This is a genomic window from Shewanella livingstonensis, from assembly GCF_003855395.1.
GTDB classification, from domain to species: Bacteria; Pseudomonadota; Gammaproteobacteria; order Enterobacterales; family Shewanellaceae; genus Shewanella; species Shewanella livingstonensis.
In genome coordinates this window covers 1215780-1237462 of the sequence record NZ_CP034015.1, presented here as the reverse complement: position 1 = coordinate 1237462, position 21683 = coordinate 1215780, and the positions used below count along the sequence as shown (strand labels likewise).

At 37.7% G+C, this 21683-nt stretch carries 21 protein-coding genes; 10 read left to right on the top strand and 11 right to left on the bottom strand.

The genetic code is table 11. The features are described 5' to 3' along the window. The first annotated feature begins 428 nt into the window (after positions 1 to 428). Positions 429 to 1631 (top strand): ammonium transporter, encoded by a 1203-nt coding sequence (locus EGC82_RS05375; RefSeq protein WP_124729844.1) that lies wholly within the window; start codon positions 429 to 431, stop codon positions 1629 to 1631. Between the two features lie 107 nt (positions 1632 to 1738). On the opposite strand, the gene EGC82_RS05370 is transcribed toward EGC82_RS05375, so the two are convergent. Continuing rightward, entirely contained in the window at positions 1739 to 1963 is a 225-nt protein-coding gene (locus EGC82_RS05370) for a hypothetical protein (protein WP_124729843.1), read from the bottom strand. Positions 1964 to 2220: 257 nt separating this feature from the next. Here EGC82_RS05370 and EGC82_RS05365 point away from each other — a divergent pair, with 257 nt between their 5' ends. Then, entirely contained in the window at positions 2221 to 3699 is a 1479-nt protein-coding gene (locus EGC82_RS05365) for a CotH kinase family protein (protein ID WP_124729842.1), read from the top strand. An 87-nt stretch (positions 3700 to 3786) separates the two neighbouring features. Here the strand turns inward: EGC82_RS05365 and EGC82_RS05360 are convergent, their stop codons facing one another. The 3 genes from EGC82_RS05360 to EGC82_RS21215 all read right to left on the bottom strand — a co-directional run bounded on the left by EGC82_RS05360 (position 3787) and on the right by EGC82_RS21215 (position 7199). Next, positions 3787 to 5988, bottom strand: a complete 2202-nt coding sequence (locus EGC82_RS05360; protein ID WP_124729841.1) for an OsmC domain/YcaO domain-containing protein — start codon at positions 5986 to 5988, stop codon at positions 3787 to 3789. Positions 5989 to 6295: 307 nt separating this feature from the next. Next, positions 6296 to 7069, bottom strand: a complete 774-nt coding sequence (locus EGC82_RS05355; protein ID WP_164839093.1) for a retropepsin-like aspartic protease — start codon at positions 7067 to 7069, stop codon at positions 6296 to 6298. Then, positions 7035 to 7199, bottom strand: a complete 165-nt coding sequence (locus tag EGC82_RS21215; protein ID WP_164839092.1) for a hypothetical protein — start codon at positions 7197 to 7199, stop codon at positions 7035 to 7037. The genes EGC82_RS05355 and EGC82_RS21215 overlap by 35 nt, the downstream gene beginning before the upstream one ends. A gap of 317 nt (positions 7200 to 7516) precedes the next feature. Here EGC82_RS21215 and EGC82_RS05350 point away from each other — a divergent pair, with 317 nt between their 5' ends. After that, positions 7517 to 8785, top strand: coding sequence for a thrombospondin type 3 repeat-containing protein (locus EGC82_RS05350; RefSeq protein WP_124729839.1), 1269 nt, complete (start codon positions 7517 to 7519; stop codon positions 8783 to 8785). Here the strand turns inward: EGC82_RS05350 and EGC82_RS05345 are convergent. Next, positions 8782 to 9903 carry an ISAs1 family transposase gene (locus EGC82_RS05345; RefSeq protein ID WP_124729838.1) on the bottom strand — a complete coding sequence of 374 codons (1122 nt, stop codon included), beginning with the start codon at positions 9901 to 9903 and terminating at the stop codon, positions 8782 to 8784. The genes EGC82_RS05350 and EGC82_RS05345 overlap by 4 nt on opposite strands. Positions 9904 to 10139: 236 nt before the next feature. On the opposite strand from EGC82_RS05345, the gene EGC82_RS05340 reads away from it, so the two are divergent. Then, positions 10140 to 11654: a choice-of-anchor Q domain-containing protein gene (locus EGC82_RS05340; protein WP_124729837.1), complete on the top strand. Its 1515-nt coding sequence runs from the start codon at positions 10140 to 10142 to the stop codon at positions 11652 to 11654. A 98-nt stretch (positions 11655 to 11752) separates the two neighbouring features. Here EGC82_RS05340 and EGC82_RS05335 read toward each other — a convergent pair whose 3' ends face one another. From EGC82_RS05335 to EGC82_RS05320, 4 genes are all read right to left on the bottom strand, one after another. Further along, positions 11753 to 12769 carry a hypothetical protein gene (locus tag EGC82_RS05335; protein ID WP_124729836.1) on the bottom strand — a complete coding sequence of 339 codons (1017 nt, stop codon included), beginning with the start codon at positions 12767 to 12769 and terminating at the stop codon, positions 11753 to 11755. A gap of 542 nt (positions 12770 to 13311) precedes the next feature. After that, entirely contained in the window at positions 13312 to 13542 is a 231-nt protein-coding gene (locus tag EGC82_RS05330) for a hypothetical protein (protein ID WP_059745611.1), read from the bottom strand. 335 nt (positions 13543 to 13877) lie between these two features. Next, positions 13878 to 14090: a transcription antiterminator/RNA stability regulator CspE gene (cspE, locus tag EGC82_RS05325; protein ID WP_124729835.1), complete on the bottom strand. Its 213-nt coding sequence runs from the start codon at positions 14088 to 14090 to the stop codon at positions 13878 to 13880. 771 nt (positions 14091 to 14861) lie between these two features. Next, on the bottom strand, positions 14862 to 15248 hold the full coding sequence (locus EGC82_RS05320; protein WP_124729834.1) for a ribosome recycling factor family protein: 387 nt from the start codon (positions 15246 to 15248) through the stop codon (positions 14862 to 14864). Positions 15249 to 15548: 300 nt separating this feature from the next. Here EGC82_RS05320 and trmH point away from each other — a divergent pair, with 300 nt between their 5' ends. The 3 genes from trmH to EGC82_RS05305 all read left to right on the top strand — a co-directional run bounded on the left by trmH (position 15549) and on the right by EGC82_RS05305 (position 18404). Next, positions 15549 to 16250, top strand: coding sequence for a tRNA (guanosine(18)-2'-O)-methyltransferase TrmH (trmH, locus tag EGC82_RS05315; protein ID WP_124729833.1), 702 nt, complete (start codon positions 15549 to 15551; stop codon positions 16248 to 16250). A gap of 401 nt (positions 16251 to 16651) precedes the next feature. After that, positions 16652 to 17623 carry an IS1595 family transposase gene (locus EGC82_RS05310; RefSeq protein WP_124729832.1) on the top strand — a complete coding sequence of 324 codons (972 nt, stop codon included), beginning with the start codon at positions 16652 to 16654 and terminating at the stop codon, positions 17621 to 17623. Between the two features lie 154 nt (positions 17624 to 17777). After that, complete coding sequence (locus tag EGC82_RS05305) at positions 17778 to 18404, top strand: protein disulfide-isomerase (protein ID WP_011638560.1); 627 nt, start codon at positions 17778 to 17780, stop codon at positions 18402 to 18404. A gap of 129 nt (positions 18405 to 18533) precedes the next feature. Here the strand turns inward: EGC82_RS05305 and EGC82_RS05300 are convergent, their stop codons facing one another. Beyond that, on the bottom strand, positions 18534 to 19166 hold the full coding sequence (locus EGC82_RS05300; protein ID WP_124729831.1) for a LysE family translocator: 633 nt from the start codon (positions 19164 to 19166) through the stop codon (positions 18534 to 18536). A gap of 349 nt (positions 19167 to 19515) precedes the next feature. Between EGC82_RS05300 and EGC82_RS21465 the strand changes: the two genes are divergently transcribed. The 3 genes from EGC82_RS21465 to EGC82_RS05290 are packed head-to-tail and all read left to right on the top strand — an operon-like array spanning position 19516 to position 20635. Beyond that, complete coding sequence (locus EGC82_RS21465; RefSeq protein ID WP_244212541.1) at positions 19516 to 19761, top strand: hypothetical protein; 246 nt, start codon at positions 19516 to 19518, stop codon at positions 19759 to 19761. Further along, the gene (locus tag EGC82_RS21460; RefSeq protein WP_244212540.1) at positions 19758 to 20045 is read left to right on the top strand and encodes a hypothetical protein; all 288 of its coding nucleotides are present in this window, start codon (positions 19758 to 19760) and stop codon (positions 20043 to 20045) included. Before EGC82_RS21465 ends, EGC82_RS21460 begins: the two co-directional genes overlap by 4 nt. After that, positions 20042 to 20635, top strand: coding sequence for a hypothetical protein (locus EGC82_RS05290; RefSeq protein WP_124729830.1), 594 nt, complete (start codon positions 20042 to 20044; stop codon positions 20633 to 20635). Before EGC82_RS21460 ends, EGC82_RS05290 begins: the two co-directional genes overlap by 4 nt. A gap of 734 nt (positions 20636 to 21369) precedes the next feature. On the opposite strand, the gene EGC82_RS05285 is transcribed toward EGC82_RS05290, so the two are convergent. Next, positions 21370 to 21618: a DUF3297 family protein gene (locus EGC82_RS05285; RefSeq protein WP_011638562.1), complete on the bottom strand. Its 249-nt coding sequence runs from the start codon at positions 21616 to 21618 to the stop codon at positions 21370 to 21372. Between the last annotated feature and the right edge of the window lie 65 nt (positions 21619 to 21683).

Here is a 21683-nt window from a genome sequence, read left to right as displayed (position 1 = left end):
CTTGAGGCTTAAAATTTAACACTCAAAACTCAAAATTCAGTAACTGAAACCGAGAGTTAACACTCAGTAAGTGGAACATCGACAATTCATAATACGAATACATATCGACCGTTTACTTGCTCGATATTATCTCAACAGCACTGTTAACATAAAGTTAATTTAGCCGCCGTGCAATGCACCAAAGATAAGCAACAGTGCACCAACTTGAAACATTAGCAGCATGCGCATTTGTTATTGGCGTTATTATTGAACATACAACCCACTTTAAAATGCACCGATGTTGATCATTTTATAGATTATTTAAGCAACATTTTCATATATTTGCACCACGACAGGTCAATGAAATACCAAATGTATTGTGATTTAGGAATGATTTTTGCTCTGTAAAAGCATGAATTTCAACAGAGAATCGATTTGTGGGAACTGAAATGAATAATATTAGTGATGCGATTGGCGTTATCGCACAAAGTGCAGACACCTTGTTTATCTTACTTGGTGCAATTATGGTGTTAGCCATGCACGCGGGGTTTGCATTTTTAGAAATGGGCACAGTGAGGCACAAAAACCAGGTCAACGCTTTGGTCAAAATTCTAACTGATTTTGCTTTTTCAGCCATGGCCTACTTTATCATTGGTTATCAAATTGCTTACGGCAGCCACTTCTTTGTTAGTGCAGAAAGCTTAACCACAAATAACGGCTATCAGCTGGTTAAATTTTTCTTCTTATTAACCTTTGCTGCCGCTATCCCAGCGATTGTATCTGGTGGTATTGCTGAACGCGGTAGTTTTAGGCCTTTCTTACTCGCTTCGGCATTGATTGTTGCCTTTGTTTACCCACTTTTCGAAGGAATAATGTGGAATGGTAATTTTGGCTTTCAAGCATGGTTAGAAAGCCGATTTGGCGCCCAGTTTCATGATTTTGCCGGCTCTGTTGTGGTTCACGCTATGGGCGGCTGGTTAGCGTTAGTGGCTATCTATTTACTCGGTGCACGCCGCGGTCGTAAACCCGGCATTGCATTTGCTCCATCAAACATTCCCTTTCTAGCGCTAGGCTCTTGGGTGCTAATTGTTGGTTGGTTTGGCTTTAACGTTATGTCAGCACAAACCCTCGACGGTATTAGCGGTTTAGTTGCAGTAAACAGTTTAATGGCCATGGTTGGTGGCACTATTGTGGCGCTTGTAGTAGGTAAAAATGATCCTGGTTTTATTCATAACGGACCACTAGCCGGTTTAGTCGCCGTGTGTGCAGGCTCTGACTTAATGCACCCTGTTGGCGCATTTGTGGTTGGCGGTATAGCAGGAGGTTTGTTTGTTCTGGTGTACACCAAATTACAACGTAGCACTAAAATTGATGATGTACTCGGTGTATGGCCTCTACATGGTTTATGCGGTGTGTGGGGCGGTATTGCTGCGGGTATTTTTGGCCAGCAGGCTTTAGGTGGTCTTGGCGGGGTCAGCTTTATATCGCAACTCATTGGCAGTATTGCTGGCGTTGTGGTGGCAATTGTTGGCGGTATTATTGTTTATGGTTTAGTAAATAAAATATCCAGTTTACGCCTAAGCCAAGAAGATGAATTTATTGGCGCAGACCTAGCTATTCATAAGATTGGCTCAACTAATTCAGATAAGTAACCTGGAGGTTGGCTCGCAAGTTAATTAACAAAAGAGCAGCAACCTTGTTGCTGCTCTTTTTAAACGCTTGGATGCTGCTGATATCAATGTGTAGATTTTAACCCGTTTTACACCATATCTTTGCCGGTTTCAAACACTTCATTCGTTACCCAACGACCTAATAATAACTTATGGTTATCACCAAATACCGCAACAAAATGACGACCATCAGCATTACTGGTTGCCATACCCACACCAACAACCCCTTCTAAGCCTAAGCCGCCCTTTTCAACCGTCAATAGAAAGCGTTCTAATTCAGCTAAGTTATCTATCACATTGTTTTCAATATTCATTTATTTCCCCAACTGATTTCATTACCAAGTTCGCGTTGTCACGCTAACGGATCATTTGGGCAGATTATATCATTATGAATTAAATCAATATATCTACGCCTAGCTAGAGTACAGCCAATATAACGACCATAAGAATATCACTTTCACTAACTTGCGGTTTTATTCCACAGTTACTGTGCAGCTTCTGCACTTTTACTCTTTAACATGCTGCTAACGACTTTGCGTTAATAATTTTACCTAAATACTAGGAGATTTCGATGTTTTTCCTCAACAACGTACATACTGAAAAACGGTTGATCAATCCACCATTAACACTATTACTGATTATCATATTGAGCTGTGCTTTTGGGCTGACAGGTTGTGGTGAAAGCAATAGTAGTGATAGCACTACCGAATTGGCTGAAACCGTGGCCGACGCGGATTCGGGTACCGCAGAAATCACCGACGCAGACTTTGAAGCGACCGATTGGACTGACGAAACTCACAGTAAAAATGTCGATCCTAACTTTGATGAAGTATTTAATAATACTGAAGTCAAACGACTCGATATCGTCGTAACAGAAGATCGCTGGCAGAGCATGTTAGATGATATGACGTCTATCTATGGTGAGTTTGGTAGAACCACTTCAAATGGATTAACCGATACAGATGAAGACGCAATATTTGTCCCTGCCGAGGTCTTTTATAATGGGATTGAGTGGTATCGCGTTGGCATCCGCTTTAAAGGAAACTCGTCACTACAAACCAGTTGGCAGCAAGGCATTTTAAAGTTAGCCTTCAAACTCGATTTTGATGAATACGAAGACGATTACCCGCAAATTAAAAACCAACGATTTTATGGCTTCAAAAAATTTAGTCTAAAAAACAACTATGACGACGAATCCTTATTACGTGAAAAGGTCGCTGCAGATGTGTTTAAAGACGCCGGATTAGCGGTATCACACACCGGATTTTATACTTTATACGTTGACCATGGAGACGGCCCTGAATATTTTGGTTTATATACGCTTGTAGAAGAAATTGATGACACGGTAATCGACACGCAATTTTCTAGCGACAAAGGTAACTTATACAAACCCGAAGATGATGGCGCAATGTTTGTTGATGGGTCATTTAATCAACAAGATTTTGAGAAAAAAACTAACGAAGACGACGAAGATTGGTCAGATATACAAGCCCTATTTACCGCCTTACACGACGACACTCGCACTACAGATCCAGAAACATGGCGAGCGAATCTAGAAGCAGTATTTGATGTTGATGTATTTTTAAAATACTTAGCCGTTAATGGCATCATTCAAAACTGGGACACTTACGGCTTAATGCCACACAACTACTATTTATATAATAATCCAGACAATTCAAAACTGACCTGGATACCTTGGGATAACAACGAAGCATTGCAAGACGGCAAACAAGGTGGCGCATTAGCATTAGACTTCTCAGACCTCAACTCGAACAGTTGGCCACTGATATCAAAGCTGTACGCAGATGATGTATACCGTGACCGCTACAACCAGCTTTTACTTGAGGTGATTAGCGATGCATTCGAAACCAATAAAATGCAAGCAAGCTACAACACATATTCGGCTCTTATCGCCCCTTATGCGACCACTGAAGTATCTGGGTATAGCTTTTTAGAAAGCAGTAGCGATTTTTATCGTGCTATCGATGAGCTAATAGAGCATGCCGAAGATAGAGCCACTGCTGTAGAAAGTTATTTAGACAATCAATAAATACTGTAAGCAAGCTGACGATAGAACCGCTTGCAGAAAATAAAAAGCGAACCCAGTTAGGTTCGCTTTTTTTATAATGTTAATAATTTATCGGTCTAAACGTGACAAATCTGCTTTGATTTTACGCGCTTGGTGCAGCTTCTTGTAGCTTTCAATCAAACGTAAATGAGGCTCAATACCTTCTAAGTTCATGCTGGTTTTACTCAGGCCATAAAAGCGTACTGTGCCATTAACAGAACCGACCACATTGTCCATAACGTCTTTACCGAACATGCGGTTAAAGTTACCAATAAAGTGCTCAAGTTCTAAGTCTTCATCTAAAGTCACTTCCAATACTGCATTCACAGCTTGATAAAACAGACCTCGTTGTACGGTATTGTCGTTAAACTGTAAGAACTCACCAACCAATTCAATCGCGTCTTCGTGCGAGCCTAACGCCAGATAAATCAAAATTTTCAATTCGATAATGGTTAACTGGCCCCAAACGGTGTTCTCATCAAACACAATGCCAATTAATGTACGGATATCAGTGTGGTTATCTAATTGACTTTCTTCTAAGCGATTAACTAACTTACCTAATGCTTTAGTACTTAATGAATGCAGATTTAAGATATCTTCACGGTAGTGTAAAGACTTATTGGTATTGTCCCAAATCAAGTCATCTACAGGATACACTTCTGAATATTCAGGCACTAAAATACGACACGCAGATGCGCCTAAATCTGTAAACTCGGCAATATACACTTCTTTGCCCATGGCCTCTAAAATACCGAATAAACCGCTGGCTTCTTCTTCACTGGTACCGCTAAAGTCCCATTCACAGAATTCATAATCAAACTTACTGCTAAAGAAGCGCCAAGAAATAACCCCAGTAGAATCAATAAAGTGCTCAACAAAGTTTTCTGGCTCAGTCACTGCCATACTATTAAAAGTAGGCTTTGGCACATCGTTTAAGCCTTCAAAGCTGCGACCTTGCAATAACTCGGTTAAGCTGCGCTCTAATGCCACTTCAAAGCTAGGATGTGCACCAAACGAGGCAAATACACCACCAGTACGAGGGTTCATTAAGGTGACACACATCACCGGGAATTGACCGCCTAATGAAGCGTCTTTCACAACAATGGGGAAGCCTTGCTCTTCAAGTCCTTTAATGCCCGCTAAAATACTTGGGAATTTCTCTAGAACGGCCATTGGCACATCGGGTAGTACAATTTCTTGTTCGATAATTTGGCGTTTAACTGCACGTTCAAAAATTTCAGATAAACACTGCACATGGGCTTCTTGCAAGTTATTACCCGCACTCATGCCATTGCTTAAAAATAGATTTTCAATCAAGTTAGACGGGAAATAGACCGTTTCGCCATCTGATTGACGGGTATAGGGAATAGTACAAATGCCACGATCTTTATTGCCTGAGTTAGTATCAATTAAATGCGAGCCACATAACTCTTCATCTGGATTATAAATATCTAAACAGTATTCATCTAAAATGCCAGTAGGCAGAGCATCATCATCTTCTAGTGCAAACCATTTCTCATTTGGGTAATGCACAAATTCACTATTGGCGATCTCAGTACCAAAAAATTGATCATTATAGAAAAAGTTATTATTAAGACGTTCAATAAACTCGCCTAAAGCAGAACATAACGCGCTCTCTTTAGTGGCACCTTTACCGTTAGTAAAACACATTGGTGATGCTGCATCACGAATATGTAATGACCACACGTTTGGCACAATATTTCGCCATGACGAGATTTCGATCTTCATGCCAAGATCCGCTAACAAGCCCGTCATTTCTTTAATGGTTTGCTCAAGCGGTAAATCTTTACCTAAAATAAAAGTACTTACATCCCCGTCGGGTTGACCCATCAACATGGCATTGGCGTCTGCGTCTAGTTTTGCAACCGTTTCGACTTTAAATTCAGGGCCTGTTTGAACGACTTTTTTAACAGTACAACGATCAATAGAACGTAAAATACCTAGACGATCTTTATCAGAAATATCATCTGGTAACTCAACCTGAATTTGGAATATTTGGTTATAACGATCTTCAGGGTCGACAATATTGTTTTGCGACAATTTGATATTTTCCGTCGAAATATCACGTGCTTTACAATACACCTTAATAAAATAAGCGGCACAAAGTGCTGAAGATGCTAAGAAATAATCAAAAGGGCTAGGAGCAGAACCATCACCTTTGTAGCGGATCGGTTGATCGGCAGTGACAGTAAAGTCGTCAAACTTAGCTTCGAGTCTCAAATTATCGAGAAAATTTACTTTGATTTCCATTGAATATATCCACAGTCTTGCGCAACCAAAAGGCCAGCTTGTCTAAATTAGAGTGAATTATCGGTGTTTTTGACTCAATAGTCTTGGGTTAATTGCCTAAATAATGGTAATTCGCTTAATTGTAAATGATCTGTGAATGATTCTGTTTAAATAATGGCTACATATTGAAACATCTCAATTATCCACACATCATTTTAGTGAGATAAAATACTTTGATCAGAACCTGACATGTTTAGTGTGGCGATATCAGAATGACAAACAAAAAAGGCCACTTATCGTGACCCTTAATGTCATCAGTAACAGGCAATTATGACTCTTCAGGAAGCCCTACATGCATATGACCAGACTTGTAGTCTATGGTTAATACAAAGTGTTTAAGAATGTCGTAGCCAACAAGACCTTTGATATTTTTACCTTTAATTCGCGACAAACCACTTCTATCCTGGCCAGAAATAAACTCACTTTGGCCATCTTCAGGCACGCTAGACTGGACATTTTCGATTGTAAACGGACCAAACTTAACTTCAGGCAAGCGGAAATTATCGATACTGGCAATATTATTAACACCGTAACCTGTACCTGATTGAGCACCATAAAGCGTTAACCAATTTGAATCTGTAGCCAAAGTCCGTTTTAAAAACAAACCACTGTTATTGCCCGTATCAAGAATAAGCCAGGCGTTCTTTTCACCGTTTAATGAAACTTTAACAATCGGTTGCCCAGTTCCGCGATCAATTTGCATATCGATATTCTTAAGCTTTGCTAAATCGATTGAGTCTCTTTCAAATAATCTCAAACGACTGTTTGGGTAATCAATTTGGAAAATAAATTTTTCGAGTAAGCCTGCACCTAATAATAACTGCACCTCGTGATGACCTAAACGTAGGCCAACCAACTCGTCTAACTCAAGTTCGGCTCCAAATAATTTAACATTAACATTGTTATAAAGTTGCCGAGTTTCAGTGCCGTATACACCTTTTATATCAACCTTGCTTCCCTTAGAGAATTCAAACTTATTTTTATTAATGAAGCTGATATTGATTGCATTAACCTGAGAGCCACTGTCGAGTTTCAACGCCATTGATCGTAACAGGAAGATTAATGTGACCATTGATCACTTCAAAATCAACCCAATTAGTAACAGCAAAAGAGTTAAATGAAGTAATGGTAACGACCACAAATGTCAATAATTGCAGTAATGTTGAACGCATCGATTTTCCTTAATCTAGCACAAAAATTAGCTCAACAATCTATTAACAAAAAGAGGGAAAGTCAATCGTTTAAACTGACAGTTTACCGTGCAGCATACAATTAAATGCAAGGGTATCAAATGAACTAATAAACCATGCTCTGCTAGTTAAAATCTAGGCTTACACAAGCATCTAAAATGGTGATAACGAAAAAAATGCTCATTGATTTTACATATTATTAATATACTCTAGATCTAATGTTCTATGCAGATAGAATAATTACATTACCCATTTCAAACTTTGGTTATATCCAATTATAAAGAAAGGATTCTTATTATATGATGCGCCATCTATGTTTCCCCTTAATTTTATGTGGTCTTTTTGCTTGCGGCGGTGGCTCAGACAAAAAAACAGAAGCGCCAACAACATCACCCCAACCAGTTGATTTATCGAAATTTACAGATGTAGATAAAAGCTATTTAGGAAAGACTGCGGAAGGTGTGGTAGATGAAACATCATTGGGTGTCATATATGATTATGTACTACTTTTAGCACCAGAATTACTCCCTAATTTTGTAAATCATAGAGATAGATTAGGATTAAGTTGTGACAACGGAGGAACTTATGACATTTCTGAAGCAATCCCTTCAGTTGGCAAAAAAATTACATACACGAATTGTTCTGAAGGCGGCTTGATAATAAATGGTCAGGCAACTTTAAAAGAATCAGCTTATTCCGAATTAGGCTTTCCCACAGAAAGAACCATAATATTTGAAAATGTCTCTGTTACGGGAGAGTTCGGTAATAAAATCTTAAAGGGCACCGCAAAATATGTTGAACCTGAAGTATTTTGTAAGACAATAGAATCAACTTATAATTTATTGTTTACAGATACAAAAACAAAACATCAAATTTTATATACTGATTTTAAAACAAAAAGAGGAAATACATTATCTCCAACATGTAACTTACCTGAGAACAATTTATCTTTTAATCTAAAAGGAAAAGTGTCTGACTCAAATATTGGCACATGGGATATAGATACAACTGAAAACTTTATCCTTACACCTTTAACTCAATCATTTGAAGAGTCAGGCGAGTTAACCTTTTCAGGCAACGAAAATAGCCGTGCTACTATGACTATTAAAAATTATAGCGAATCACGAGAAACAACCAATTCAATTACAAGTTATACATATTACATTATAACTTTAAAAGAAAAAAACCAAGAGAAAAACTACCTTTTCTTAAAGGAGTATTTAAAAAGAGATATGCTCACATCATTTATAGATGACGACAATGATGGATTAACAAACCAGTGGGAATTACGGTTTGGGTTAGACCCATCAAATCCGAATGATGCTTCTCAAGACTTAGATGGTGATGGACATAGTAACATTCAAGAGTACTTACATTATGGGCACCCTGATGATTCAAAAATAGTACCAAGACTTGCCGATTTAAGTATCACATTAGAACATCTAACTCAAGACTATGGTTCTCATATAATAGTAACAGCGTTTGCAACAAGTGCAAAAAACTCTTCAATGGCGGCTAAAACAGATATAACTTACAAAGTAACGCAGGGCCACCGCATGAGTGTTTAATTTTTAACCGAACCACTAAATCCAGTCTTTAATACTGCTTCAAGCATCGATGGATTCATCATGCATCGCTTTTGTTTTCCAACAATGCTTATCTTCGTCGGCTCTGCACGTAACATATTCAAACTCATATGACGCAGGCATGACAGATTTTCCGCCCCATGAGCGTTGTATATTTGACATGCATCCTCACTCATACTGACATCAAGCACCCAGTGCATCGATTCGATGCCCCAATGTTCTCGAACGGCTATCGCTGCTTGTTCGGCACTTAACTCTTTAGAACTGATGTAATAACGATACTCAAGCTCGATTGGCTTTCCTTTCTCAAGGCGACAACTTTCAACCATAACGATATTTTTTAGCCCCTTCCACTTTGAAAAGTCACCGAGTAAGTTTTTACTATCAATAACATAGCACTGGCGACACTCAGTACGTCCGTGACCGTGTTCAATCACTGATTTGTCCGTATTGTTAGCTCGCTGGAAAGCGAAGGCTTGTACTATCGCTTCGCGTAGCTTTCCCTGGTTACTTTTAACGGCAAGCAGATAGTCACCCCCTTGGTCCACAATGGTTTTGGCTATCTTTGTTTGACAAGCCATCGCATCGATAGTCACTAACGCCCCTTTGATATCTAACATCTTTATCAACTCAGGAATGGCGGTTATCTCATTGCTTTTTTGTTCTGTTTTAAGCTGACCAAGCACTAATTTGTTTGAGGAAGCGTAGGCACTAATCATGTGTATGGTACTGGCTCTATCTTCACGATTGTATGACCCTCGAAGCGTTTTTCCATCAATAGCAATAACTTGGCCTTCAGTAAGGGTGTGTATCGAAGACATCCAATTGATAAAACATTGGTGAAACTGCTCAGGTTCAATGGTTGATATGATACGAGCAATCGTGTCATCAGCGGGAATGCCGTTCACGAATAGTTTGTTGTTTTTAAACCAATCATGATGCCCAAGAATGTATTCGCGAATATCAAACCAGCCTTTAGCGCCTGCGATAACGGCACATAGCGAACCAAACAGTACCTCAAAAAGGCAATAGGTCACTTTAGCCCCTTGACGCTGGTCTGTTATTGTTTGGAAATTCTCTTTGAAGTGGTCAATATGCATGGTGTGCTCCCAAAAAAAGGGAGTATAAGATCATAGCGAGATGTTAACGTCAAACCTTATGTTAAATTGATTGAAAAACGTTCACGATCTCGCCCTGCAAAGTAACGCCGCCAATTAAGTTTAATCCAGACAGTAGATATAATACTAACCCATGTCGTAAATCAGATGACCTTCAAACTCTATTTTGTCAATTCCCCAATTTATTGCCAGGACAAACAAAACCTCATAAGATCTATTTGACTGCTGACAAATCTTTTTCTGGAAAAATAGAAAGCAGACTTGATGCTCATATCGAATATGCTCAAGGGGGGCATGATACAAATCATTCGAATAATAATGCAACAACTCAAGTTTATAGGGATCAGATAGATGCTAAGTACAACATTCAAAACTTGAACAAAAACGATTATTTAATGATTTTAGAAGAAACAGAGAGCGAATTAAATTTTGTTTTCAAACAACTCAAAAATAAAGAAGGAAACATTGATCCTATTGAAGGCTTCACAGTTGAGATGCTCCCACCTGAGTTTATTAACATAAAAAGTGCACAATGCTACAACGACAGTTTAAAATCATGGTATGAGTGCCTTGTTACAAATAAACTTATATTTACTAATAACAATTACAATCATAAAGTAAAAATAAAAGTAAAAGCCCTTAGTCAAGGGCAAGGTAGAATGGAGTTTACAGCAAAAAGTGATACCACTGGTAATAGTTCTTTAGGGAAAATGACTTACCCTATAATAGTTGGAAAATCTGCTAATGTCATTCAATCAAAAATTAATTTTGCAGAAAACAAATCTACACTACATATATCGAAAGGGATATACTTGGGGAGAATATCACTAGACAGTAAAACAATATATTTAGTTGGAGACAATAAAGAAAGTTATTTATATTACATGTTTGAAGATGATGAAAGTGGATTTACAAAACCTAGCATCACATTAGGTAAAGGAAGCTCAATAAATGACTTTACTATAGCAAATCATTTATTATCAATAGATGAAAGCTCTGCTAAAATAGAATTTAATCGATTTGATGCAATTGATTTTAATTTACCATCAGTTAACATATCCAACTCAGGTGAATTGATATTTGAACGAAATATATTAATAGGCTCTGCACTTAATACTAATTATGAAGTTAGTTCATTTCAAGGGAATTATCATTGCCCATACATAAACTCATCTAATCCCGAAAAAACAACTATAACAAAAATAACAAACAATATTTACTTAGGCAACTTACTATTACATCCTGATTTATCATCTGGCTGTGATTTTATCAATATAGATTCAGATGCTGAACTAATCATGTCAAACAACACTATCCTTGGCATTGATAGAGTAATTAGATTATTTCATAATACCTCTTCGGAACCTTACTTTAATATCCACTTAGAAAACAATATATTTTCAGAGTCAAGAAAGTTAATTGATAACATATCATACTCGATCACATCTCTTGAATTTAGTGAGCATACAAAAATTTCAATACACAACAACATAATTAATGAAGTAACTACACCATTTGTAGACCTACTTAACAAAGAAGTTGAAATAGGGACGATTTATGTTAACCCAGTGTTAGATAATTTAGGTTATCCATTAAGTAACTCTCCAGTTATTGATGCAGGAATGCAATCTAATCTTGATATCGATATATTTGGTATTACAAGGCCCATTGATGGTGATAACAATGGTTCAAAGATAATTGATATTGGTGCTGTAGAGTTTTTATCACACTAGAGTTAAAGTAAACAAGGTGGTTATATGTTATAACCACCTTACCCTATTTTAAATATCTATAACTAAAACTTAATAAATGAAGATTAAATCAACTATTTTTAGCGAATAGTTACGTTTCGTCCAAAGTACTCTTCAGACTCATACTTAGCGATCACTTTTTCCAGTGTTTCGCCATTATTATCCATAACCAATTTATGTGAAATCGCACTCAGTGAAATCAAAATATCTTTACACTCGATTCGAGCTTTCATCACCGAGTCTGAAGCGGTTCTTAGTACTTGAGAAATTAGCTCATGATTTTTACCAATTAAGGCTAAAATAAAATGAATCATCACTTCTGAGCAAAGCTCTTTATCTTCAATTTTACTTGGTCTAACAACCTTCTCTAAATAATCTTCTTCTTTTCCAGCGGGAACAAAACGTTGTACCCAATAGAAATAATCTTCATCATAGATGATTGATTGTATTGGTTGCATAAAGTTTTCATCTGTCGATATCTTTTGAAAAATCTCTTTTTTGACTTCATCAGACACGTCAATAAGCTCATCACCAAACTGTTTATTGAGCAATGAAATAACGGCTTCCAGCTCTTTTAACAAAGATACATTTCCTGATGTCACTTGGTTATAAGCATCACCGACCTCGTCGATGTTTTGTTGGAATACACCAATATACTTATCACCTTCTTCAATAGCATCAAGCAAAGGTATCAAACTATAACGTCTAACCTGAATCAATTCATAAAACTGACCTAATTCTTCGCGAATCGCTTGAAGGCGATCAATCGCTTTCATCAGGAATTGATCATCTCGTTTTATGGCTAAATTCAACCGAGAAAAATCGAGTTGATCATTTATTTTGCGAACACGATTATCGATCATATTTTCATAAGTCTGTGTTTCATTGATCAGCACAGAAAATTTATCTTCCATCTCAAAAAGCACATCTTGTACTTTTTTCAGACTAGTAGATCGAACTTGTTGATTAATGCCACGCACTTTTTCGGCTTCAGCTTGCTTCTTTTCCCGAATAATCCAAGTAACCGCAGCACCAACGATTGTTAAGCTTGTCGCCATATCAAAACCAAGCTGAACATTACTAAACCATGAAGGCATTATTTTTCCTTAAATGTTATTTCCTATTTGTATAGACAGTAATAACGGATCCAAAAACGAATGTCATCCCAAAAACCATTAAAAACTAACAAAAGTCACACATATTTAACCAAAAAAGTGATATTGGTACCATAAAGCAGTTGGTTTATTATAATATAAATATCTTTAAAATCAATATGATATATTTTTATAACGACAAATCTCTCATCATTATGTCGAAACAGACCAGTATCACTATTTATGTAACAAATTAAACGTCTCACAGTGATGAACTTCACAGAAAACCGATTAAAATCAACCATAAAAAACTGTCATTCTTAAGTATTAAATTGCAACTAAGCCACTCAATAAAATTTTTACGTTTAATAATTTCGGTTTTTTGCAAAAATAAATTGGTCAAGATAAAAGGTGGTAGAAGAAATTTTCATCATTAAAAATTATTTCGATCAAGTAAAAGCAGGGAGATAAAAATTGATATTTGAAATGAAATATAGGCAGTGTAAACATTTACAGTCAACTTATATGAGCCGACTAAAATGAAGTCATGCGGTTTTTTCTACTTCACGCTTAACCAGTATAAAAGTCAGGTACATTTTTGTTGGTAGCGACAATGCCATGCCAAAAGCCACACACATAGCACTAATAATGATTCCATTAACCCCCATCGTTGCAATCGTTTCGCTAAAATTATGACAATAAATGCCTAATAAAATTAAGCTAATCCCTATCGAGATACAGATTTTTAAAATCAAGATGAGTGTGTTATCTGACATTATGACCTCGGCATCACTAGCATTATGTTCAGCTAATATAATGAGTTGATTAACGATGGTAAGCGTTGATTTAGATCAAAATAACCGTGGGATTTTAGAATCATTAGAGATGACAAGTGTGAAGTACGCTGATTGAAGGGGAGTGACTCATGTTGAGTTAGTTGGCCATGTTATTAGCAATAGCAATAAATAGCTAAGGAGCAGATAAAAAGGAGATATTTGAAGTGTATAGCCAATGTTAAGTATCGCAGCGAGTGAAAATACGATAAATCATCAAATTACAGGCAAAAAAAAGCGCAAACAGTCGTTAAACCGTTTGCGCAATCTTACAATGTTTAGATTGCAGCTACGTTAGCAGCTTGCGGGCCTTTTTGGCCTTGCTCAACATCGAAAGATACTTTTTGGCCTTCAGCTAAAGTCTTGAAACCTTCTGAAGTGATTGAACGGAAATGAACGAACACATCAGCGCCGCCATTGTCAGGAGTAATAAAGCCAAAACCTTTATCTTCGTTAAACCATTTTACTAAACCAGTTGTTTTATTAGACATTTTTGTGTCCCTTATATAATTAAATTTAATCAATCTGTCGCGAAAATGCGATGCGCTCGAGCTTGAATTATTGAATGTCACGATGAAGCTAAGGGAAACACAGAGGATAACAACGATAACGAAGAGATTCTAAGGCTTTTCTTTTACTTGATGTTCATTAATAACTCTGAATGTCAGAGCAGGCTGTATAATACCTTAGTTACGGATATTGTAAAGGCTTAATTCGTTAAATCGCAAAATTTATTGTGGGCATGATCGTTAATATGATTAACGATATGCAGAATCTGTACATCAAGTTTAACGAGCAATACCCATTTAACACCATAAAAAGTAATCCACAGCAAGAACACGACTACGGCAGACTGATGTGTAAATCATAAATTATTATTTGATTACAGCACTTTAACATCATGCTTGCGAGGTAATCCCTCTAGTTTGTGCTCAACCAAATGTAAAGCATGACCTAACGAACCCAAAGGAGCTTTGCTGGTAGTAAAAGTCTCAGTACATTTGCACTATTAATTTCTAAACTAATTCCTAAACGCATTTCACAACGATACATGTGATAACCAGTTAATGATATTAATACACTCATCCATTGAATATTATTAAAAGTGAATGTTATTAAAAGTGAATATTATCAAAAGCCGACAACTCATGTTCGGCATGAGGTAACAAAAAAACTGAGCATGCATCAATGATCCAAGTTGCCATACCTGCACGTTCAAGGTAACTACCGATGCTAATAAACTCGTAACAATCAGCTTAGCGCTATAAGTCAGCTTTAAAGCGTGCAACTCGAGCCTCAGCCATAGTGCATTCAGTCTGTTGGATCAACTCTCCCAAGGTAATACAGGGGTTGTCATTAATTAAACGGTAAAGCTTTGCCTCTAAAGGCTCTAATTTGTCGGCATGACCCAGTAATGCAGTGGCAATCTTTTGAATAAGATAACCCAAGCCATCATCGTTTGCAGTTTTCAATCGCTCAATAAACGACTGAATACTCATGGCCTTGCCTGTAATACCCCAATGTCGAGAACGGCGCACACGCTTAAGCTCGCAGTGATATTGCAATGCAATCACTTTGGCTTGATTGGCTTTATCCCTGCCTATTCGATGAATAAGCGCAGGAAGTTGAATGGTAATATCTTCTGTCATGGCCTGCTGTAAACATGTCCTTAATTGTAATCAGTTAGCTTAAATATACTAATAAAACAGTTATTTATGTTTCACTTACCACCATACATTAAAAAAGCAATTTTGTGATTACTGGCTGCATTAATATGCTGATAATTCTGTTGCTGGGATCAATGGCGTTTTAGGGTTAGCATTTTAACGCTATAATGCCAGCCGAAATAGTCACCTTGCTGTCAATATGACTCTTTTAGCGGATGTATTGAGCGCCTTTGTGTTGAAAGCAAATGTTAAATATAGAATCAAATTAAATAGAGTTACTCCATGAGCCCAGAACGTTTTGCCCGAATAAATCAGATGCTCGATAATCGACAAGTCGACTTAACGGTCTGCCTTGATAAAGTGCATATGACCAATAATATTGCTGCGGTTCTTCGCTCTGCTGACTGTGTGGGTATTCATGAGATTCATGCCGTATGGCCAGATATTGATATGCGAGTATCGGGTAATACTGCTTCTGGCAGCCAACAATGGGTTAATACCGTTAAACATTACACCTTTGAAGAAGCTAATCAGGTTTTTAAAGCACAAAAAATGCAGGTGTTAACCACCACGTTTTCAGATACTGCTGTGGATTTTCGCGAGATTGATTATACCCAGCCTACTGTCATAGTAATGGGCAATGAACGTGATGGCGTCAGCGCAGAAGCCATTGCCGCAGCAGACCAACATATTATTATTCCCATGCGTGGCATGGTGCAATCACTCAATGTGTCTGTAGCAGCAGCATTAGTGATGTATGAAGCACAGCGCCAACGCGAACTAGCTAATATGTATGGCACCCGCAAACTGGATCACGCTTACTGCCAAACGATGTTGTTTGAACAAGGTCATCCTGTCTATGCTAAAGCCTGTTGCCGCAAGCATATCCCCTATCCTGTTATTGATGAACAGGGCCAAATAGTTGCCGACAATGAATGGTGGGATAGAATGCGCGCGCCGATTGAGAAAACATCTATTGCTTAAAAGCCTCCGCGGATATTAATTACAAAAACCTAATGTAAGCCAATGTTATTTAATGGTTCTTAGTATCAAATTACAATGACCAAAATCAATGTAGCGGAAACCACAATAAAGCCATAACTGCTGCACCGCTATGGTTTTTATGGAGTACTACTTATTGAGTGCTATTTATTGAGTGCTATAAATGTGTAAGTCATAAGTAGAGCCTGTAAATAATCACGGTAAACCGCAAACAACACATCTCCCAGCCAAAGCACCTTTCCCATTCATTACTGTATCTACTACTCAATACCTATATGACACATTCTAAGTGTCCATTTTACTAAGCCTAAATATCTGGCGCTGTTGTAGGTAAATGTTGTCTATACTTAATGAGTGAAGCTAACTGATTGAGGGTAAAGGAAATGAAAGCAAAATTATTTGTGAGTAAACTTAACCGGATAACAAAAGCACTTATCTCTATGACTCCAGCTCAGAGAGAGGTAGTTCACCAGTCAATTCAAGCATTAGATACCGAAATCCCTATAGATGAGCTGTTCCAACCACTTTTTGATTCAAAATCGCAGTGTCCACACTGCGATTCAAGCCAGTTCAAAAAGTGGGGGAAAGCAGGTGGAGTACAACGATATCGCTGCAATAGCTGCAGTAAAACGTTTAACAACAAGACTAATACCCCGCTAGCTAGGCTGCATAAGAGCTGCATTTGGGTCGAGTATGCCCACTGTATGGCGTTGCGGTTAACGCTGAGGCAGGCGGCTAGAGTCTGTGGTATTAATCTTAAAACAGCCTTTTTATGGCGACATCGATTTCTTCAGGCTCAGGCAGGGAAAAATGATGACAAACTATCGGGCATTATCGAGGTTGATGAATTCTTTCTTGCCTATTCTGAAAAAGGTAATAAAACACTCGGTTCAGGTCAAAAAGCCAGAAAGCGCGGTGGTGATATTGATAAACGCACTAAAGAAGGCCAAGTTGCGGTGCTTCTTTCCATTGACCGCAGTAAACACATGATAGCGCCAATTTTATCTGCTGATACGTCTTCAGAAATATCCATTAATCTTACTGAAAACATTGAAGAAAATTCAGTGCTTTGCAGCGATGGTGCATGGGCATATGTGAAGATAGCCAAACTAAAGCACTGTGACCATAAGCGATTGATAAATGGGACAATCAGAGTGATGGATAATATTTATCACATTCAGACTGTCAATGGTGCAATAGCGAATTTTAAAGCCTGGGTAAACGGAAGTATGAAGGGAGTAGCTACAAAATATTTATCGAATTATCTCGCTTGGTTTAAGGAAAGCAGCGCAAAGCTAAATAAACGGCAAATACTGTTGTCCGCTTACGGTAGACAACAGTATTATGGAACATAGCCAAATATCTACGTTCAAAGGTTTACTCTTACTCTTACTAATATGCAGCACCCAGCGGCGAGAGCTAGCTGCAGATATAAATATTTCAATGATTGAATAATACCAATAAACTATTTAGGATCAGCATATCTGATCGCAAACAAGAATTAACGTAATGACCACTGAGCTTTATTTTATCTACGACTCACATTGTCCTTGGAGCTATGCCACTACACCCTTGGTGAATGCATTGCAGCAAGCCTATCCTGAAATGAATGTACATTTACTGCATAGCGCACATTACATTGGCAAAGACAGTGCTGGCGAAGAGCAAATGGAAGCGGCGGCAAGAATGAGTGGACTAAAATTTGGCCGCGATCATATTCGTTACGTAAACAGTCCTAAAAGCTCAATCAAAACCGCAAACTTTATGGCCTGGTTGCAGGGCAAACAAGCTGACAAGCAATTAGATGTGCTCAATGCGCTACAAAGAGCTCATTTCATTGAAGGCAACCCACTTAGCAATAAGCACGACTTTAATGACATCGTAGAAAAATTTAAGCTGTCACCATCGAATAAAGTGTTTAAAGATGAGCTCAGTATGGACGCAGAATACGTACTGGAAGGCATAGAAGAGATTCAACAAGTGATTGGTACTACCGGCTTCCCCGTTTTAGTCATGACCGTTAATGATAACGCTATTTTTATCGATCATTCACAATATCTGAGTAGCCCTCATGCTGTGGTTGCTGCGGTTGAAAAAGAAATCGCGGCGATTAAACTCGCGAAAACGGAATCGTAGCCATAAATCGCAACCCGCCAAATACATCATTGATGTGAATGTGCCTGCAGTAAGATCAAAAAAACCACGGCTAATGACCGTGGTTTTTTATTTACTAGCGACTTTTAATTGTACAGGTTAAGCAATACTTTAAACCTGCGATACAAGTAACCAAATCGCTAAAGCAAAAAATATTACGCCCATAAACTTGTTTTGATAGGTACGAAACTTTTCATTATTAAGCAATGGTTTGCCTAAACTGCCCACTAACGCCACCAGCAATAGATTAAATGCTAACCCCATAACATTAAGCAGTAGGCCTAAAGCCAACATCTGCTCGCCAGAACTGGCACTGAGCTGAGTCGATACAAACTGGGGCAAAAACAACACAAAAAACAGTAATGCTTTAGGATTGAGTAAATTGCTCATTACTGCACGGCGATAGAGTAATTTAGCTAAGTTATTCTGTTGGGCAATCTCAGGCGCCTCACTGGCACTGCTACGCATGCAATCCCAGCCCATTTTTAGCAAATATGCGCCGCCTAAAATCCGTAATAACTCTAATGCCATTGGATTCATCGCCACCAGCGCTGACACGCCCATTGCCGCAAGTAAGGTTAAAATAAGCCCCGAAGTCGCATTGCCAAAACTGGCATACACGCCCACTTTGCGGCCATAGCTCAAACTCGAACTCGCAATCAACAACATATCAGGGCCAGGAATTAACAGTAATGCCACCACAGTGGTCAAATAAACGGGGAGTAACGCCAGATCAATCATCATAAATACGCAAATTCTAAGAATGGTAAAACACGGCGCGGATTCTACAGTGATTAAACATGAATGAAAATCATGTTGTGTTTAAACAGAGTGACGCTTGGCAGAGTTTGTTTACAGATGAGATGATGAAATAAGAAGTAGACAAATTTTACCCTCAAACTAGCTATTCTGGTTACTACAGACTAATCATTTATAATAGGATTAAAAAATAAAACAATATATTTCATATAGATATGGCTAATAATTATTCAGTTAAGTCAATATCAGTTATAGTATGAGAATGATTCAAATAGAATAAATTAAAAGGAATTAAATATGACATTTAGCGATTACCGCTCAAGAACGAACAAATGTGCTTAATGGTAACTTAGAAGCTTTCTGGAGAAGTCGACTAAGTAAAAAAGCTCCTGTAGCTCGGATTGGATATGCTCTATGGGTAACCGATACCACAAAATTAAAACATGTTATTCAAAGCGGCGATACTCATTTTTGGAATAACAAAGGGTTTGCTTACTGGGAGTTTATGGCTCGTTCGACTGTAGTTAATTTAGCAACCGGACTTGAACGTGGCGGCTTTCGGGGTACATTTTATAAATGAGAGCGAAAATTAAAGACGTCGGTATTGAAGTGGCAAACCAACATATATCCTTCGTTACACATGACTATGACAATGACAATATTGGCAAAGTAAAAGGTTTGCTCAGCCTTAAGCAAATGGCTGACTACCATCACATCGCATTTAAATTGTTCAATATCCCTAACCATTTTTATGGCGGTACTTGGCTTAACAATATTCCTGATGAAGCAGAATTTACATTGTATGGTGAACTTTACTGCCATGACTGTGATTCTGCTGTTGGATATAAAGGAGCTAACCAATGAAACAATTAATCATATTAACGCCACTATTATTAATCGCGGCATGCAGCCCTAATACCAGTACAATAAAATGGGATAAATACTGTTTACCGAAGGCATATTTAACGCCAGCGTCACTATCTACCGCATCAAGTAACGATTCAAACTTTGATAAAAATACAGGTTATGGACCTTCAATTTTTTTTGAAGGTAAAGAGCTACACAAACATATTTCTGCTTTTAAAGTAACATCACCTAGCCATTCCACAGGTAATATCTACCACCATATTCAAGTTAATCTTTCTAACAATAAAATTATTAAACATGTTTTGAATATTGAAGATTTAAGGCATTCTGATATGGAAAACATCAAATTTGAAGATCAAAGCCCATATCATTGGGTAGCATATGATAAGGCTGGAAGCGATTACCTATATTGGGGGGATTGTATGTTAGATGGTCACGGCGAAACAGATCCGAGTTATCGATGTACACATCAATTCAACATCGGAGATACAGTTGGAACTTATACTATTAAAGATGAAAATATACTTTTACATCAAAAAATTGATGAATTCATACTCAATAAACTTAATACATGGCAATGCAAGTAAACTCATACCAGATTGGGACTAATAATATGTGCTCACTTAAACACATGAATTAACATAAATAGTTGAACTTGAACTACCTAATACTTCTGAATTCCGATGTAGTATCAATTTTAATACAAGACCAGACTAAATAGGATCATAAATAAATGGAATTAACTGAAATAATAGGAAGTTATATATTAATTTTTTTTCTAAGTATTGTCTTTTCTTCATCTAAAGATAATGAGGTAGCATACATCTTAGGACCGGCATTATGCTACATACTCCCTTTTTTTACAGGTAATTTTTGGTCTCAGTTACTCGTGAGTATAATAGTTGCATTCCTAACATCTATATCGATAGGACAAGCAAAACTAGCAGGCGATGTAACAGGTACTGGAGCAGTCATGCTTATCTGTATAATAAGTCATTTTGTTTTATTCGTTATCAGTATCGTCGCATATTTCATTTTGACATTTTCAGGCTTCGTGATCGATTAATAACAAGTTTACAAGGTAGATTGTAGCATTGCGAATAATTAGTCTAATCAATTTTTATATATTGTTTTCAATATTATTATGGATTTTTTAACTGCAATAAAACATCACATGCGCTGCCATGAGACGAAACTTAATGAGTAATGCTTGATAAGTAAATTATCGTTAATTATTTATCTAAACTCTCACCAAAGCATAAAGGCCAGCGCTGACGGCTAGCCTTTGTTTTTTTGACGCTAAGAGTCAGCTTACTCAGTTCTACTTGTAGAACGCTTCAACTTTGCCTTTTACTGTCATCGTAAGCGGTTGGCCACGACGATCTAATGCTTTATGCGAGGCAACTTTTACCCAACCTTCACTGATGCAATATTCTTCAACATCTGCACGCTCTTTGCCATTAAACAAAATGCCAATCTCGTGTTCGAAAATTGCAGCCACATGATGTGGGCTACGTGGATTAACGCTAAGACGATCAGGTAAAGCGGGTTTAGCAGTAGTGTCGTTCATTGTCGTGTGCTGTAGTTAATAAAACGTGCGCTATTGTAGGCAATACCAGCCAGATGCTCAATAGC